Below are 15,941 nucleotides of genomic sequence, written 5' to 3'. Positions count from 1 at the left end.
TAGATCGCGGGGATGTTGAATACCGAACAGGCCCTGGAGCGCGCCGCCGATGCGGTGGCGCGTGCCCGCCGTGCCGGGGCCGATGCCGCCGACGCCGTCTTCTCCGCCGATCGCTCGCTCTCCGTCTCCGTCCGGATGGGGGCGCTGGAGGATGTCGAGCGCTCCGAGGCCGAGGAACTCGACTTGCGGGTGTTCGTGGGCAAGCGCTCGGCGAGCGTCTCGACCAGCGACCTGAGCAGCGACGCGATCGCCACGCTGGTCGAACGCGCCGTCGCGATGGCGCGCGAGGCGCCGGAGGATCGCTGGGCCGGGCTCGCGCCGGAGGACCGGCTGCTCAAGGGCGTGCCGCCGCAGCTCGACCTCGACGACGGCGCCGAGGTCGAGCCTGCCGCGCTCAAGGCGCGCGCGCTTGCCGCCGAGGAGGCCGCGCGGGCGGTGCCGGGCGTCACCAACAGCGAAGGCGCCGGCGCGGGCGCGAGCCGGGTGCAGCTCGCGCTCGCCACCAGCCATGGCTTTGCCGGCGGCTATGCCCAGTCGAGCCACGGCATTTCCGCCAGCGTGCTCGCCGGCAGCGGCGGCGCGATGGAGCGCGACTATGCGCACCATGCCGCCCGCCACGCCGCGCTGCTCGATGCGCCGGAGGCGATCGGTCGGCTGGCCGGCGAGCGCGCGGTCGCCCGGCTCAACCCGCGCAAGATCGCCAGCGGCGCGATGCCGGTGGTGTTCGATCGCCGCGTCTCCTCGGGGCTGCTTGGCCATCTGATCGGGGCGATCTCGGGCGCGGCGATCACGCGCAAGACCAGCTTCCTGCTCGATGCGCTGGGCACGCAGATCTTCGCGCCCGGCGTGACGATCTGGGACGACCCGCAGCGCCCGCGCGGCATCCGCTCGCGCGCCTTTGACGGCGAGGGGCTGCCGGTGACCCGCATGCAGATCGTCCGCGAGGGGATGCTGGAGACCTGGCTGCTGGAAAGCGCCGCCGCCCGCCAGCTCGGCCTCGAGCCGACCGGCCATGCGACGCGCGGCGGCGGCGGCGCGCCGGGCGTGTCGCCGAGCAACCTCTATATGGAAGCGGGGCATGTGCCGGTGGAGACGCTGATCGGCGAGATCGAGCATGGCCTGTACGTGTTCGAGCTGATCGGCCAGGGCGTCAACGGCGTGACCGGCGACTACAGCCGGGGTGCCGCGGGCTTCCTGATCGAGAAGGGGGAGCTCACCGTGCCGGTGTCCGAGGTGACGATCGCGAGCAACCTCAAGGACATGTTCCGCGCCATCACGCCGGCCAGCGACCTCGAGTTCCGCTATGGCATCAATGCGCCGACGCTGCGCATCGACGGGATGACGATCGCCGGTGCCTGAGCTCGCCGCCGAGATCGCGGCGATCGCGGCCGAGGCCGGGCGTCATGCAATGGCGCGCTGGCAGAGCGATTTCGCGCGCTGGGAAAAGGCGCCGGGCAATCCGGTCTGCGCGGTGGACCTCGAGGTCGACGCGCTGCTCCGCACGCGGCTGGGGGCGCTGCTGCCCGATGCCGGCTGGCTCTCCGAAGAGACGGTGGACAATGCGGACCGGCTGGCGCTGTCGCGGCTCTGGGTGGTCGATCCGATCGACGGCACCCGCGATTATCTGCGTGGGCGGCCCGGCTGGGCAGTCTCGATCGCGCTGGTGGAAGACGGCCAGCCGGTGATCGGCGTGCTCGATGCCCCCGCGCGCGGCGAGGTGTGGACGGCGCGGGCAGGCGCGGGGGCCTGGCGCAACGGCGTGGCGCTGCACGCGGCCGAACGCTTGGAGTTGCCCGGTGCGCGGGTCCCGGCGGACCAGCTCCCCAAGGTCGACCGCGACCTGGTGACGGTGCCCAAGCCCAATTCGATCGCGCTGCGCATCGCGATGGTCGCCGCGGGCGAGGCCGATCTCGTCGCGACGCTGCGCTGGGGCCATGAATGGGACATCGCCGCCGCAGTGCTGCTCGCCCGCGAGGCGGGTGCGGCGGTGACCGATGCGCTGGGGCAGGCACTGGCGTTCAACACGCCGGCGGGCGAGGCGTACGGCGTGCTGGCGACGACGCAAGGGATCCACGCCGCCGCGGTGGCGCGGCTGGCGGACCGGGCGGACCCGGGGCAGCGCTAGGCGTTCCCGGCGACCAGCTTCCCGGCGAGCAGCTTCTCGTCGATCTTTGCCTGCGTGGCCTGGTCTTTTTCGTGCGCTTCGTCGATCGCACGCTGGTCTTCGCGTTCCTGTGCCGCCTTTTTCGCGTCGGCCTTTTTCGCGCTGTCGTCCTGGTCTGCGCTCAGCTGATCGGAGATGCTGTTGAGCATCTTGAGCGCGACATCGAGGTTCGTGGTATCCGCGCTGGACTCCGTCATGGGCAGCGTGGCGTCGGCCGGCGCGTCGCTCTTGGCGGCCGTATCCGCTTCCTTGGCCTCGGCCGCTTTCTTGGCGGCGTTGATGCGTTGCAGGAAATCTACCACGGGAGCGCCCGCGCCCGTTGCCAGTTCCAGATTGGCGCCGGTCACGTCGGCGGTGTGGTTGCTCGCTATGTCGGTGTGAACGAAATAGGCGCCGCGCATCGTCGCGCCCGAGAAGTTCACGCTGGCGACATCGGCGTTCGCGACATAGGCGCCGTCAAGGTTGGCACCGCGCAGATTCAGGTTCGCCATGCCGTTCGTCCAGGTAACGCCTTCGATCGTAGGGCCTTCGTTGGTGCCGAGAGCGTTGCCTTTCAGATTATATCCCGAGAGATCCATGCCGGAAAGATTGGAGCCTTCCAGGCTGCCGTTGGACAGGTCGTGGTCCTTCACGTCGAGATTGACGTCCCGCAGGTCGCTGAAGCGAAGCCGCAGCGATCGGTAGCTGCCGCCCTCGAACGTCGTGCCGTCGATTTTGGAAGCGACCAGGCTGATTGTGGCCGACCCCGATGCGTTGCGGAAGTCCAGATTCTCCGCCGTCGAAAACTCAACGCCAAGCAAGCCGCTGATATTCTGGAACTTTGAGCCGGACACATCGCTGCGTATGAAGGTGACCGTCTGGGCGTTGGCGTCGTTGAAGGTCGCGTTGCGCGACGTGCCGCCCTTGAAGGTGATGTTGGTCAGCGAAGCGCCGGTAAAGTCGGCGCCGTCCAGCGTGACGTTCAATTTGCCGACGATGTCGAAATTGTGCAAGTCGCTGCTGCGTATCGTTGCCTTTGAGAAATCGGCCATCTCGAAGTTGGCGTCGTTCATCGCGGTGTCGGTCATCGTGGCGCCGGAGAAGTTCGCACCCTGTGCCTGTACGCCGCTGAGGTTGGCGTTGTTGAGCGTCGCACCGGAAAGGTTCGCGCCGCTCAGGTCCGCACCGGAGAAATCGAGGCCGCTCAGGTCCATGCCCGAGAGATTGGAGCCCTTGAGGTTGGCGTTCTTGAGGTCGAGCTTGGTCAGGTCCGTGTTTCGCAGGTCCTGTCCGGCGAGATCGGCAGGTGCGGCGGGCGGCGCGGCCTGCTCGGCGATCAGCGCGGCGGCGGTGGCGGCGGCGAGCTGGGGCGGGCGTGCATCGAGCGCGGGGGCGGCGGTGGCCTCGGTCTTGGTGCTATCGGGCGCCGCGTCCTGCGTGGTCGTTGCGGCCTGCGGCACATACGGCACCTTGGACACCGAATTGATCGAAGACATCGCCTGTTCCCCCTTGAAATGACAGTCGAAAAGAGTCGAGCGTCAATATCCGGTGGAAAGGTGCCCAAAAGGTTAAGCTGTAGCTGTCGCGCGCCTCTGCTGGTGGTGCCGCCAAGTTGTGTTACAGTCTTGCTGCAAAAGCCGCGCTAGCGTTCCTTTCGGCATCCGAAATGGATGGAGTGCGAGCAGTGCCCTTTACCTTCAACCAGCGGCCTTTGGCTTGGAGACGAAGCCGGAAGGCGCCCGGAGTTCCCTGTCGAGGCGATGCCGCATCCGCCCCTGTGCCTTTGCGCGGCTGGCGTGCTAAGGGCCGCCCATGTCGAAATCCCTGAGCACCAGCGGTGCCATCGATCTGGATGGCGTGACCTATGATTGGCGTTTGCAGCGCGAACCCCATCTGTCGGACGACGAGGGCTGGAAGGGGATGACCATCGCGGTCGCCCAGCGCGATGCCAAGCGCGAGGCCTGGCTGGAGTTCCCGGCGCCCAAGCGGCTGCTCAAGGGATTGCCGCGCGGGCGTCTCCAGCTCGACGATGCGACGATCACGCGCTGCGTCCGCTCCGCGCTTTCCGCCGGCTGGGATCCCCTGTCGCGGGGCAAGCCTGAGGTGTTCGTCGTGGACTCGGAGGGCAATTGAACTGCCCCGCGCGCGGGTGACGGCGGGTTAGCCCCGCTTCACCCGCGTGACATGCCCCATCTTGCGCCCCGGCCGGGCCTGGCCCTTGCCGTAGAGGTGGAGATGGGTGCCCGGCTCGGCGAGCAGTTCGGGCCAGCGGTCCGCCTCGTCGCCGATCAGGTTTTCCATTTCCACATGGGTGCCGGTCAGCGCGGTCGAGCCGAGCGGCAGGCCGCAGATCGCGCGGACATGGTTTTCGAACTGCGAGGTCTCGGCGCCCTCGATCGTCCAGTGGCCGCTATTGTGGACGCGCGGCGCCATTTCGTTGAACACCGGGCCGGCATCGGTCGCGAAGAACTCGCAGGTCAGCACGCCGATATGGCCCAGCGCCTCGGCGACGCGGCCGGAAAGCGCCGCCGCCTCGGTCCAGTGGCGGGCGATTTCCGCCGGGGCGGGCAAAGTGGAGCGAGCGAGGATGCCGTCCTTGTGCTCGTTCCAGGGCGGCGGATAGCTGGCCAGCGTGCCGTCCAGCCCGCGCACGGTGATGATCGAGAATTCGTGGCTGAACGTGACGAAGCCTTCGAGGATCGCCGGGCGCTCGCCGATCGCTGCCCAGGCGTCCTCGGCCTCGGACGCGTCGTGCAGCCGCACCTGGCCCTTGCCGTCATAGCCGAGCCGCAGCGTCTTCAGGATCGACGGCGCGCCGATCCGGGCGATTGCATCGTGCAGCTCGTCGCGGGTGGTGACCAGCGCCCAGGGCGCGGTGCGGCCGCCGAGCTCGGCCACGAACGACTTCTCGTTGGCGCGGTCCTGCGCGATCTCCAGGCTCTTGGCGCCGGGACGCACCGGCACCTTGGCCGCGAGATGCGCGACGGGTGCCAGCGCGACATTCTCGAACTCATAGGTGATCACGTCGGCGTGGCTCGCCAGTTCGTCGAGCACGATATGGCTGTGATAATCGGCGCGGGTGAAGCTGGAGGCGGTCTGCGCGGCGATGCTTTCCTCGTCGGGGGCGAGGACATGGGTGCGATAACCGAGCTGGGCCGCGGCGACCGCGATCATCCGGCCGAGCTGGCCGCCACCGAGGATGCCGATGGTCGAGCCGGGGGGAAGCACCTCGCTCATGCCGGCTCCTCCGCGACGCTCTCGGTCTGCACGGTGCGCCAGGCGATCAGCTTTTCGGTCAGCGCTTCGTCCGAGGTGGCGAGGATCGCGGCGGCCAGCAGCGCGGCGTTCTTGGCGCCCGCCTTGCCGATCGCCAGCGTGCCCACCGGGATGCCGCCGGGCATCTGGACGATCGAGTAGAGGCTATCGATGCCCTTCATCGTCTTGGATTCGACCGGCACGCCGAGCACCGGCAGGTGGGTCATCGCTGCGGCCATGCCGGGCAGGTGCGCCGCGCCGCCGGCTCCCGCGATGATCACCTTGAGGCCGCGGTCGGCGGCGCTGGTGGCATAGTCATAGAGCCGTTGCGGGGTGCGATGCGCCGAGACGACCTTGGTCTCGTGGGGCACGCCCAGTTCCTCTAGGATCGACGCGGCGTGGCGCATCGTGTCCCAGTCGGAGGTGCTGCCCATGATGATGCCGATAAGAGGTGCGTCCGCCATTGCCTGCCCGACCGTGGAATGGAAGCGGGGTGTTAGTCAGGCAGCGCCCGCAGGGCAATGGCCTACGAATCGAGTTCGAGCAGTTCCTGGCGGACATGGATCGCCTTCAGCGACATCCGCACCTCGACGAGGAAATAGAGCAGCCCCGCGATCAGCAGCAGCATCGAGACGATGAAGGCGACCGCGATCCAGATGCCGACATGCAGGTTGGCGAGGCGCGAGACGAACATGATCGCGACGACGAAGCAGATCGCAAGCGCGCTGGCGGTGCACAGGAAGATTGCGTTGTTGATCACCGAGATGCGGCGATCGATGATGCGGAGTTCCCACACGTGCCGATCATGCTCGGGGCCGCTGGAGCGCGGGTGCAGCTCCTCGATCACCCGCGCGCGATCGACGATGCGGGCGAGGCGGCCGACCATGGTGTTGAGGAACGCGCCGATGCCGGCGAGCAGGAACACGGGCGCGATCGCGGCCTGGATCGTTTCCGAGACGGTGGAGAGATAGGGGCCTTCCATGCATGCTCCTTATGCAAGGGGTAGTGCGCGGCGTGCAAGCGGTGGCTGCACCGGATGGTAACGGATGCGGGGGTAAGACGCGCGAATGGCCCCGCCGGTCCCTGCCCGACACTGTCATCCCCGCGAAGGCGGGGATCCATTTGCCAGGACGGGCGGGGAAGAAGCCGAGGCATTCCCACCAATGGATCCCCGCCTTCGCGGGGATGACGCGTGGGGTGGGAAGGCGGTTCGCGCCGCCGCTATGCCGGGCCTCGCGGATGCGCTGGACGCGGTGGCGGAGCGGGCCCCGGAAAGCCATCGCTTCCTCCGGCGCGGGTGGTACGCCGCGGCACTGCAGGCCTATGGCGGAACGGCACGGACGCTGGTGGTGGAGACCGAAGCTGGCCCGGTGGCGGCCCTGCCCCTGGTCGCCAAGGGGCCGCGCTGGCTCGGGCTCGCCGAGATCCCCGGCTGCTACTGGCCGTTCCGCAGCTTCCCCGTGGCGGAAGGCGCGCCCCCGCCGGCAGCGGACGGGCTGCTCGGCGCGCTGGCGCGGCAGGTGCGGGCGTTGCGGATCGGGCCGGTCTGTGACGGTGACCCCGCGCTCGACTGGCTCAAGCCACGCGCGCTGGCGACCGGCTGGACGCTGCTCGACCGCCACGTGGCCGACAGCTTCCTGCTCGACATCGCGGCCGAGGGGTGGCCGCGCGGATCGACGCTGCGCAAGAACCGGCATCTGGAGAAGCATCTCGCAGGCACGGGCGCGCTCACCTGGGAATGGGGGCCGCCAGACATCGACGGGCTCGCCGATGTCGAGCGACGCAGCTGGATCGCCGCCCGCACCGACGGGCGCGACGCCAAGTTCACGGCGGACGGTCACGGCGCCTTCTGGCAGGCGGCGGTGCGCGATCCGATGCTCGCGGCCATGTTCTCCGCCGCGGTGCTGCGGATCGACGGGCGGCCGATGGCCTTCTCGTTCGACCTCGTCACCGGCACGCGCTGCTATGCCATCGCCAACAGCTATGATCCGGCAGTGGCGAAGCATTCGCCGGGCAAGCTGCTCCAGTATCGCAACCTCGTGCGGGCGCAAGAGCGCGGGGTGACGCTGGTCGACTGGGGCGCCGGCGACAGCGGCTACAAGCAGACCATGGGTGCCACCAAAGGCCCGGCGATCCGCGACTGGATCTTCGTGCGACCGGGGGTGGAGGCGCTGGCCGCGCGGCTGCTGCGCGGGCGCTGGCGGCGCAGCGGTCAGGCGGCGGGCGGCCAGCCCTGAGCGGCGAGGCGTTCGCGCAGCGCAAGAACGAGGATCGCCGTCTTCATGTCGGCCAGCGCGCCCATGCCCTTCGCCCAGAGATCGTCGAGCCGCATCTCGATGACTTCGATATCCTCATGGTCTTGGACCAGTCCGCCGCCGGCGCTGGTGCGATCGGCAAGGCTATAGGGCGCCAGATAGAGGCTCAGCCGCTCGGTGGAGACCGCCGGCATCGCGAAGAAATGGCCGACCAGATCGATCGTGCCGAGCGTGACGCCGCATTCCTCCACCGCTTCGCGCCGCGCGGTACCCTCGGCGTCCTCGCCGGGATCGATGCGGCCGGCGAGCGCCTCATAGACCGGCTCGGGTTCGCCCCGGAAGAGCAGCGGCGGCCGCGACTGGCGGACCAGCAGCACGGTGCCGCGCGCCGCATCATAGGGGAGGACCGCGACGGCATCGCCATGGTCCTCGATCTGGCGGGTGATCAGACTGCCGTCGGGGGTGCGCAGCGTCGCCAGCAGCAGCCGGCCCCACCCCTGATAGACCGTCTCGACGCGTTCGATGCGGTGGCCGGGCTCAGACCCGGACATAGCGGAAATACCACACCTCATGCCCCTGGCGGCGCGCCTTGCGCTCGTAGCGGGTCTCGGGCCAGTCGGCGGGGCGGGTGAGGAAGTCCTGCGCGGTCTTGGCCTGCCATACGAAGTCGCTGCGCTGGCCCAGCACCATCATCGCCCAGCGGCAATAGGTGGGATCGTCGGTGCCGAGGCGGAACTCGCTGCCGGGCTTGAGCTTGGCGGCGATCAGGTCGAGCGGGCCGTGGTTGACCATGCGGCGCTTGGCGTGGCGCGCCTTGGGCCAGGGATCGGGGTGGAGCAGGTAGACACGGGAGAGGCTCGCATCGGGCAGCCGCTCCATCACTTCCAGTGCGTCGCCCATGTGCAGACGGACATTGGCGAGCTCGCCGTCGCGAATATGGTTGAGCGCGCCGACCACGCCGTTGAGGAAGGGCTCGCAGCCGATGAAACCGTGCTCGGGGCGCATCGTCGCCTGGCCGGCGAGATGCTCGCCGCCGCCGAAGCCGATCTCGAATTCGAGCGGGCGATCGTCGCCGAACAGGGTCTGCGCATCGAGCGGGCCGGTTTCGGGCACGCTCACCTGGGGCAGCAGTTCCTCGACGAGCGCGGACTGGCCCTGGCGGAGCTTGTGGCCCTGGCGGCGGCCATAGAGACGGCGGAGAGTGATGGGATCGGCCATGGGGCGCAGCGCATAGTCGCGCCGCCGCGTGCTGGCAAATCCGGGCGCGTTCAGGCGGCGAGGCGGTTGGCGGCGACGGCGGCGCCCCAGCGGCGCATCGGCCGGGTGTAGCGGCGGACGCGCTGCTCGATCCGCAGCTCGCCCTCGAAGTGGCGGAGCCCGGCGGCGAATGCGGCCTGCTGCTCGGCTTCCTCGGTCGGGGCGGGGGCGACGACGGCGACGCCCATGCCGCCGGCGAGGCGAAGCACGCCTTCGACGAGGCGGGCGCGCGCCGGCGCGATGTCGAGCCGGTGGGCCAGCGCGGGCGCCAGCCGGATCAGCCGCGGTGAGCAATGCGCGAGCAGCCGCAGCGCGAGCGGGCCGGCGGCGAAGTCGCCCAGCGCGATCATCATGCCGCGATCGGTGCAGGCATGGATCAGCGCGGCGGCGGCGTCGCGATCGGTCGCCTCGTCGGCGCTGATCTCGACAATGACATGGCCGACCGGGAAGCGGTGGCGAAGCGCGGCGCGGAACAGGTGGGCGAGCAGGCGATCTGGCGTGCCGGCACGGACCTGGACCGGCACCACCAGCAGCGTGCCCGAGTCGGCAAGGCCCGCCGCGGCTGCCGCCGCGAAGACGCGGTCGAGCCGGGTCGCTTCCAGCGCGGTACGGTCTTCGCGCGGCAGGATGGCATCGACCGTATGGAAGGCGTGGCGGCGCGCATGGATGCCGGCGTGCCAGGCGAAGGGTTCGGTGCTGCCCTGTGCCGTGATCGGCTCCAGTTTGATCCGAAGATCCATCGTGTCGGCCATGGTACCTGCTCCTCTACCCGATTCTGCTGAACCTGGACCTGGGCTACCGGCTTCATGGCAACCTTCCCATTCCGTGCGTCGCCGCAGCGGATTCGCCCGGTTGGGGAATCTACGAAGCTTGAACCCCTCTCCGTCGCGAGTCCGCCCGGGTCCGCCGATTCGACGCTAGGCAGCCGCGGTCAGGCGCAGTGCCGGTCCCGGCAGCACCCCCACCTGCGGCAGCGCGATGAGGTCGCCCTGCATCAGCGTCACCTCCAGCGTGCGCAGCCGATCATGCTCGGCGCGGGTCGAGACGCCCTCCGCAATCAAGCGGATGCGCCCCTTCTTGGCGATCTCCACGACCCGCTCGACGACGATGCGCTTGGCCCAGCTGCTGCACAGGCTATGCACCAGTTCGGGGGCGAGCTTCAGCGTGTCCGGGGTGAAGGCGGAGAGCAGGTCGAGCCCCATGTTCCCCGCGCCGAAATCGTCGAACGCGATCAGGAAGCCGAGCTTGCGATAGGCCCTCATCAGTCCGAGCATCTTGTCGCTTTCGAGATTGTCGCGGTCGCTGAACTCGAACACCAGCTCGCGTGGCGGGAAGCCGAGGCGGCGGACGATGCGCAGCATGCGATCGGCATCGGCGACCGGATCGGTGATGTAGCGCGGCATCACCTTGATCGCGAGGCGGGTGTGGCGCTCGGTAATGCCCAGCGCCATCGCTTGTTCGATCGCGGCGACGCGGCAGCGCAGATCGAAGGTGGGGCGCTTGTCCTCCGCCAGCGTCTCGACGAACGCGGCGGGGCTTTCGCCCTCCGGCCCGCGGAACGTCGCCTCATAGGCCGTGACGATCAGGGTGGAGGTGTTGACGACCGGCTGGAACGCCATCGCGAACCAGTCCCGGCGAAGCGCTTCCTGAAGAGGAGCGGGGGCAATTGGGTCGAGCACGGGGCATCTCCACGCTGGATCCCCTGCGTCAATTGGTAGGCGTAAATGATTACCCGAGCGTTGATGCTGCCGCTCGGGATACTCCCGGAAGCGTCAGGCGGCGGCGGCCCGTCGGACGATGCGGGTCGGCGGCAGCCTGCCGGGGATCGGCGGTGCCACCATCTCGCCCTGCACATGGAAAATGCCGAAGCTGCGCAGGCGCTGGAGCACCGGTTCGCGCGCCACGCCGTCGGCGATCACGCGGATGCCGAGGTCGCGCAGCCGCGGTGCCAGTTCCTCCAGCATCAGCCGGCGCGACCAGCTCGAGTCGATGCCGTTGATGAGGTCGGAGTCGAGCCGCACCATTTCCGGGCGGTAGCGCACGCATGGCGTGAAGCCGACCGGATCATGGCCGAGGCCGACAAAGGCGGTGAGGCTGCCCACGCGGCGATGCCCCTCGACGAGATCGGCAAGGTGCTGGCCCGGCACATCGGCAAAGCCGTGGACGCCGAAGATCATCCGCTCGGGCACCAGGCCGGTGCGGCGCCCGGCCTCCAGCGCGGCGGCGAGCGAGGCGCCGGCGGGGGCGGCGGTGGGTGCGAGGATCGGGATCAGCAGGCGCGCGGGCATGCTGCCAAGGCCGGCATCCATCGCGCGGTACACGGCGGCGGCGGCGATGCGCCGATCGAGTTCGGCATGGCGTTCGGCAGGGATCTGGGCGAGAATCGCGTCGCCCTCTTCGCCGTCCGGCCCGCGCAGCAGCGCTTCATAGGCGTAGACGCGATCGGTGATGACGTCGTGCATCGGCCGAAAGGCCAGGTGCAGACCGGCCTCGGGTGCCGGCTGCCAGTCCTCTGCGTCGAGAACCATTCGTTCTTCCTCCACTCCCCGCATTAACCATGACGGGCCCACGATTTCTTATAGGCGGGCGGCGGGGCGAACGGCTGCGACGGCCACGAAAAAGCCCCGCGCGGCGGGTGCCGGCGGGGCCAATTCATGTTCGGATCAGAAGAACCGATCAGGCGGCGAGCGCGGCCTTCAGGTCCTCGACCAGGTCGGTGCGCTCCCAGGGGAAGAAATCGCCCTCGGGCTTGCGGCCGAAGTGACCATAGGCCGCGGTCGGCTGGTAGATCGGCTTGTTGAGGCCCAGGTGCGTGCGGATGCCGCGCGGGGTGAGGCCGCCCAGCTTCTCGATGCCCTGGATCGCCTGCTCGATCTTGTCGTCGCCGACGGTGCCGGTGCCGTGGGTGTCGACATAGAGCGACAGCGGCTTCGACACGCCGATGGCGTAGGCGAGCTGGATCGTGCAGCGCTTGGCGAGGCCGGCCGCGACGATGTTCTTCGCCAGATAGCGGGTGATGTACGCCGCCGAACGATCGACCTTGGTCGGGTCCTTGCCGCTGAACGCGCCGCCGCCGTGCGGGCTGGCGCCGCCGTAGGTGTCGACGATGATCTTGCGGCCGGTGAGGCCTGCGTCACCGTCCGGACCGCCGATTTCGAACGAGCCGGTCGGGTTGATGTGATATTCGGTCGCGTCCGAGAGCAGCTCGGCCGGCAGCAGGTCGGCAACGACCTTCTTCACATAGGCGTGGAGCTCGGCTTCCTTGTCGCCCTGGTCATAGCCCGGGGCGTGCTGGGTCGAGACGACGATCGCGGTCGCAGCGACCGGCTTGCCGTTCTCGAAGCGCAGGGTCACCTGGCTCTTGGCGTCCGGCTCGAGGAACGGCGCGGCGCCCGAATGGCGGTCGGCGGCCATGCGCTCGAGGATCTTGTGGCTGTAGTCGAGCGTCGCCGGCATCAGGTCCGGGGTCTCGTCGCAGGCGAAACCGAACATGATGCCCTGGTCGCCGGCGCCTTCGTCCTTGTTGCCGCTCGCGTCCACGCCCTGCGCGATGTGCGCCGACTGGCCGTGCAGGTTGTTCTCGAAGCGGAAGGTCTGCCAGTGGAAGCCCGACTGCTCATAGCCGATGCGCTTCACCGTCTCGCGGACGGTCTTCTCGATCTCTTCCTTGGCGCCCGGTGCCCATTCGCCATTCTCGTAGACGCCCTTGCAGCGGATTTCGCCGGCAAGCACCACGAGCTGGGTGGTGGTCAGCGTCTCGCAGGCGATGCGGGCTTCGGGATCCTTCGACAGGAACAGGTCGACGATCGAGTCGGAAATCTGGTCGGCGACCTTGTCGGGATGGCCTTCGGAAACGGACTCGGACGTGAAGAGATAGTTGGAACGCATGTAAATTCCTCAGGTTGGGAAGGATCGCCGGGCCGTTGCCATGCCCATATAAAGCTTTCCTTATATGTACTCTCTAGCGAGCCCACCGCCGATTGGCAATCGCGAACAACCCCGTAAGCGCGGCGACGATCAGCACCATCCAGTTGCCGATCTGCGCGAACAGCGTCGGCGCCAGCGGGCGCGGCAGCGGCAGGCGGAGCGCAGCGGCCTGGTTCGGCGGGATCGTGCCGAGCAGGCGGCCATGCCCGTCGATCAGCGCCGAGATGCCGGTGGGCGTGGCGCGGAGGATCGGCAGGCCCTCCTCGATCGCGCGGAGCCGGGCCTGCGCCAGGTGCTGCGGCGGGCCCCAGCTGCCGAACCAGGCGTCGTTCGAGGGGTTGAACAGGAAGTCGGGGCGATGGGCACGGTCGACCACTTGCCCTGAGAAGATGATCTCGTAGCAGATCTGGATGCCGGCATTGCCGAAGCCGGGCACGGGGATTGCGCGCGGCCCGGGGCCGGGCAGGAAGTCGACGTCGCCCATCACCAGCCGGGCGAGGCCGAGCGGCGCGAGCAGCGTGCGCATCGGCAGATACTCGCCGTACGGCACCAGGTGCGCCTTGTCGTAGCGGCCGCGGAGCATGCCCTCGGGATCGAGCGCCCAGACCGAATTGCCCGCGCCGCGCAGCTGGTTGTCACGGCCGAACTGGAGCGCGTTGCCGCCGATCAGAGCCTCGTCCCAGGGCCCCAGCACCGCGGCGATGCGCGCGCGGACGAGCAGCGGGTCCTGCCGATACCATTGCTCCGGATAGCCATATTCGACGAAGTAATCGACCATCCCCTCGGGCCAGACGACTAAGCGGGGCAGCGCGCCGGGCCTGCCGCTCAGCGCGATCATCCGGTTGAGCAGATATTCGGCATAATCGGGGCGGCTGACCGCGTCCTGGCCGATGTTCGGCTGGACGATCACCACCTCCTTGCCGCTGGCGGTGCTGATGCAGCGGATCCGGTCGCAGCGATCCGACCAGCCGAGGCCCAGCGCGAGCAGCGCCACGGCGGCGACGAGCAGCGGACGGTACTGGCGCTGGAAGGCGAGGTAGAGGCTGCCGGCGATCGCGAGCGTCATGCCGGAGAGCGCATAGGTACCGATCAGCGTCGCGAGGTTGCGCACGCCGGGCACCGGCACCCAGAGCACACCGAGCGGGTTCCACGGATAGCCGGTGAACGCCACGCCGCGCAGCCATTCGGTGACGATCCACGCGGCGGCGGCGGCGAGGACATAGCCGAGGTCGGGCTCGATCCAGCCCGATCGGGGCTTTACCTTGCGGGCGAAGAGCCAGGCCGTGCCCATCGCCAGCGCCGGGTAGATCGCCAGATACAGCGCCAGCAGCACCACGGCGGCATAGCCTAGCGCGGGCGGCATCTTGTCCTGGAAGTCGAACGCGTGCTGGATCCAGTTGTCGCCCAGCGTGAAATGGCCGAGTCCGAACAGCCAGGCGCGGAACAGCGCCGAGCGGAGCGTTCGAGCCCGGTAGACCAGCGCGAACAGCCCGGCGAAGCAGAGCAGGGCGAGCGGCCACCATTCCAGCGGCGCGAAGCCGGTGGCGGAAAGCGTGCCGAGAAGGAGCGAGGCGAGCAGCGGACGGCGAGACATCGCCGGCGGGCGTACACGATGCGGGCGGCGAGGGGGAGGGGGCTTCCCATTGCTCCCCTGCGCAGCAGGGGAGGGGGACCGCCGCCGCAGGCGGTGGTGGAGGGGCCGCGCCAGAAAGCGCGGTGGTCGGGTTCAGCGACGCACCGCACCTTTGGTGCGGCCCCTCCACCACACCGCTGGCGCGGCGTGGTCCCCCTCCCCCAGCGATGCTGGGGGAGGAATAAGGCAGCAACGCAGCGTTTCCCGCCCGCCCGCTTGATCCGGCGCAAGGACGCGCCCATGTGAGCGGCATGCTGATCGAGACCGAAGCCACGCCCAACCCCGCCACGCTCAAGTTCCTGCCCGGCAGGATCGTGATGGAGGCCGGCACCCGCGACTTCGCCAGCCCCGAAGAGGCCGAGGCCTCGCCGCTCGCCGACGCGCTGTTCGGCCTGGGCGATGTGACCGGCGTGTTCTTCGGCCGCGACTTCATCTCGGTCACCGCCGCCCCCGGCGTCGAGTGGACGGGCCTCAAGCCCGATGTGCTCGGCATCCTGCTCGATCATTTCTCGGCCAACATGCCGCTGTTCCAGCAGGGCACCGCCGCCGGCTTCAGCGTGCCGCCGGAAAGCGCCGATTTCGGCGACAATCCCGAGGATGCCGACATCGTCGCGCAGATCCGCGAGCTGATCGACACCCGCATCCGCCCGGCCGTCGCCAATGACGGCGGCGACATCGTCTATCGCGGGTTCAACGAGGGCAAGGTGTTCCTCCAGATGCAGGGCGCCTGCTCGGGCTGCCCCTCGTCGACCGCGACGCTGAAGAACGGCATCGAGCAGCTGCTCAAATATTACGTTCCCGAAGTCACCGAGGTGCGCGCGATCTAAGCGCTCGCCTCTTTCTCTTCCTCCCCGTACGAAAGGATCGCAGGCCATGGGCCAGCCGCTGAACGACGTCGCCCTCGATACGATCTTCCGCACCGCGCGGACCTTCAACGGCTATACCGATACGCCGGTGACCCAGGCCGATATCGAGGCGATCTACGACCTGCTCAAAATGGGTCCGACGTCGATGAACCAGCAGTCGGCGCGGTTCGTGTGGGTGCTCAGCCAGGAGGCCAAGGACAAGCTTGCGAGCCTGTCGAGCGGCAGCAATGCCGAGAAGATCCGCAAGGCGCCCGCCAGCGTGATCATCGGCTATGACGTGAACTTCACCGAAACGCTGCCCGAATTCTTCCCGCATGCGCCGGAAGCGAAGAACTGGTTCCCGACCGAGGAGTCGCGCCAGCCGCACGCGTTCCGCAACTCGACGCTGCAGGGCGCCTATTTCATCATTGCAGCCCGCGCGCTCGGCTTCGACACCGGCCCGATGTCGGGCTTCGACAACGCCAAGGTCGACGAAGCGTTCTTCGCCGATCAGCCGGGGGTGAAGTCGAACTTCATCTCGACGCTGGGCGTCGGCGATCCCTCGAGCGTCTATGCGCGGCTGCCGCGTCCCGCGTTCGACCGCTTCAACCGGGTGATTTGACCTG

Annotated in this window: 17 protein-coding genes; 6 read left to right on the top strand and 11 right to left on the bottom strand. The window is 68.8% G+C overall.

What is annotated here, in order from left to right; translation table 11 throughout:
- Positions 1–12: 12 nt before the first annotated feature.
- Together SAZ01S_RS13605 and SAZ01S_RS13600 are read left to right on the top strand one after the other, a co-directional pair.
- The gene (locus SAZ01S_RS13605) at positions 13–1,359 is read left to right on the top strand and encodes a TldD/PmbA family protein (RefSeq protein WP_084582807.1); all 1,347 of its coding nucleotides are present in this window, start codon (positions 13–15) and stop codon (positions 1,357–1,359) included.
- Positions 1,352–2,125, top strand: coding sequence for a 3'(2'),5'-bisphosphate nucleotidase CysQ (locus SAZ01S_RS13600; protein ID WP_084582806.1), 774 nt, complete (start codon positions 1,352–1,354; stop codon positions 2,123–2,125). Before SAZ01S_RS13605 ends, SAZ01S_RS13600 begins: the two co-directional genes overlap by 8 nt.
- On the opposite strand, the gene SAZ01S_RS13595 is transcribed toward SAZ01S_RS13600, so the two are convergent.
- Complete coding sequence (locus SAZ01S_RS13595) at positions 2,122–3,639, bottom strand: pentapeptide repeat-containing protein (RefSeq protein WP_084582805.1); 1,518 nt, start codon at positions 3,637–3,639, stop codon at positions 2,122–2,124. The two genes, SAZ01S_RS13600 and SAZ01S_RS13595, sit on opposite strands and share 4 nt — an antisense overlap.
- A gap of 316 nt (positions 3,640–3,955) precedes the next feature.
- On the opposite strand from SAZ01S_RS13595, the gene SAZ01S_RS13590 reads away from it, so the two are divergent.
- Positions 3,956–4,276, top strand: coding sequence for a hypothetical protein (locus tag SAZ01S_RS13590; protein WP_064310305.1), 321 nt, complete (start codon positions 3,956–3,958; stop codon positions 4,274–4,276).
- A gap of 27 nt (positions 4,277–4,303) precedes the next feature.
- On the opposite strand, the gene SAZ01S_RS13585 is transcribed toward SAZ01S_RS13590, so the two are convergent.
- The 3 genes from SAZ01S_RS13585 to SAZ01S_RS13575 form a co-directional block, all read right to left on the bottom strand.
- Positions 4,304–5,380: a 5-(carboxyamino)imidazole ribonucleotide synthase gene (locus tag SAZ01S_RS13585; protein ID WP_084582804.1), complete on the bottom strand. Its 1,077-nt coding sequence runs from the start codon at positions 5,378–5,380 to the stop codon at positions 4,304–4,306.
- Positions 5,377–5,862, bottom strand: coding sequence for a 5-(carboxyamino)imidazole ribonucleotide mutase (purE, locus tag SAZ01S_RS13580; protein ID WP_084582803.1), 486 nt, complete (start codon positions 5,860–5,862; stop codon positions 5,377–5,379). The genes SAZ01S_RS13585 and purE overlap by 4 nt, the downstream gene beginning before the upstream one ends.
- A gap of 62 nt (positions 5,863–5,924) precedes the next feature.
- Positions 5,925–6,380 (bottom strand): DUF2721 domain-containing protein, encoded by a 456-nt coding sequence (locus SAZ01S_RS13575; protein WP_084582802.1) that lies wholly within the window; start codon positions 6,378–6,380, stop codon positions 5,925–5,927.
- A gap of 241 nt (positions 6,381–6,621) precedes the next feature.
- On the opposite strand from SAZ01S_RS13575, the gene SAZ01S_RS13570 reads away from it, so the two are divergent.
- A complete protein-coding gene (locus SAZ01S_RS13570; RefSeq protein WP_245824853.1) occupies positions 6,622–7,635 on the top strand; it encodes a GNAT family N-acetyltransferase in 1,014 nt (337 codons plus the stop codon).
- On the opposite strand, the gene SAZ01S_RS13565 is transcribed toward SAZ01S_RS13570, so the two are convergent.
- The 7 genes from SAZ01S_RS13565 to lnt all read right to left on the bottom strand — a co-directional run bounded on the left by SAZ01S_RS13565 (position 7,611) and on the right by lnt (position 14,431).
- The gene (locus SAZ01S_RS13565) at positions 7,611–8,204 is read right to left on the bottom strand and encodes an NUDIX domain-containing protein (protein WP_084582800.1); all 594 of its coding nucleotides are present in this window, start codon (positions 8,202–8,204) and stop codon (positions 7,611–7,613) included. The two genes, SAZ01S_RS13570 and SAZ01S_RS13565, sit on opposite strands and share 25 nt — an antisense overlap.
- The gene (gene trmB, locus SAZ01S_RS13560) at positions 8,191–8,871 is read right to left on the bottom strand and encodes a tRNA (guanosine(46)-N7)-methyltransferase TrmB (RefSeq protein ID WP_084582799.1); all 681 of its coding nucleotides are present in this window, start codon (positions 8,869–8,871) and stop codon (positions 8,191–8,193) included. Before trmB ends, SAZ01S_RS13565 begins: the two co-directional genes overlap by 14 nt.
- Positions 8,872–8,921: 50 nt before the next feature.
- Positions 8,922–9,662 (bottom strand): EAL domain-containing protein, encoded by a 741-nt coding sequence (locus tag SAZ01S_RS13555; RefSeq protein ID WP_084582798.1) that lies wholly within the window; start codon positions 9,660–9,662, stop codon positions 8,922–8,924.
- A 165-nt stretch (positions 9,663–9,827) separates the two neighbouring features.
- A complete protein-coding gene (locus SAZ01S_RS13550) occupies positions 9,828–10,589 on the bottom strand; it encodes an EAL domain-containing protein (protein ID WP_084582797.1) in 762 nt (253 codons plus the stop codon).
- A 93-nt stretch (positions 10,590–10,682) separates the two neighbouring features.
- On the bottom strand, positions 10,683–11,438 hold the full coding sequence (locus tag SAZ01S_RS13545; RefSeq protein WP_084582796.1) for an EAL domain-containing protein: 756 nt from the start codon (positions 11,436–11,438) through the stop codon (positions 10,683–10,685).
- 148 nt (positions 11,439–11,586) lie between these two features.
- Positions 11,587–12,798, bottom strand: coding sequence for a methionine adenosyltransferase (gene metK, locus SAZ01S_RS13540; RefSeq protein ID WP_084582795.1), 1,212 nt, complete (start codon positions 12,796–12,798; stop codon positions 11,587–11,589).
- Positions 12,799–12,871: 73 nt separating this feature from the next.
- Positions 12,872–14,431, bottom strand: a complete 1,560-nt coding sequence (gene lnt / locus SAZ01S_RS13535; RefSeq protein WP_084582794.1) for an apolipoprotein N-acyltransferase — start codon at positions 14,429–14,431, stop codon at positions 12,872–12,874.
- Between the two features lie 290 nt (positions 14,432–14,721).
- On the opposite strand from lnt, the gene SAZ01S_RS13530 reads away from it, so the two are divergent.
- Together SAZ01S_RS13530 and SAZ01S_RS13525 are read left to right on the top strand one after the other, a co-directional pair.
- Entirely contained in the window at positions 14,722–15,297 is a 576-nt protein-coding gene (locus SAZ01S_RS13530; RefSeq protein WP_084582793.1) for a NifU family protein, read from the top strand.
- A gap of 46 nt (positions 15,298–15,343) precedes the next feature.
- Positions 15,344–15,937 (top strand): malonic semialdehyde reductase, encoded by a 594-nt coding sequence (locus SAZ01S_RS13525; protein ID WP_084582792.1) that lies wholly within the window; start codon positions 15,344–15,346, stop codon positions 15,935–15,937.
- Positions 15,938–15,941 lie beyond the last annotated feature (4 nt).

It is taken from the genome of Sphingomonas azotifigens NBRC 15497, from assembly GCF_002091475.1.
GTDB classification, from domain to species: Bacteria; Pseudomonadota; Alphaproteobacteria; order Sphingomonadales; family Sphingomonadaceae; genus Sphingomonas; species Sphingomonas azotifigens.
This window is presented reverse-complemented; position numbering and strand designations above follow the sequence as displayed.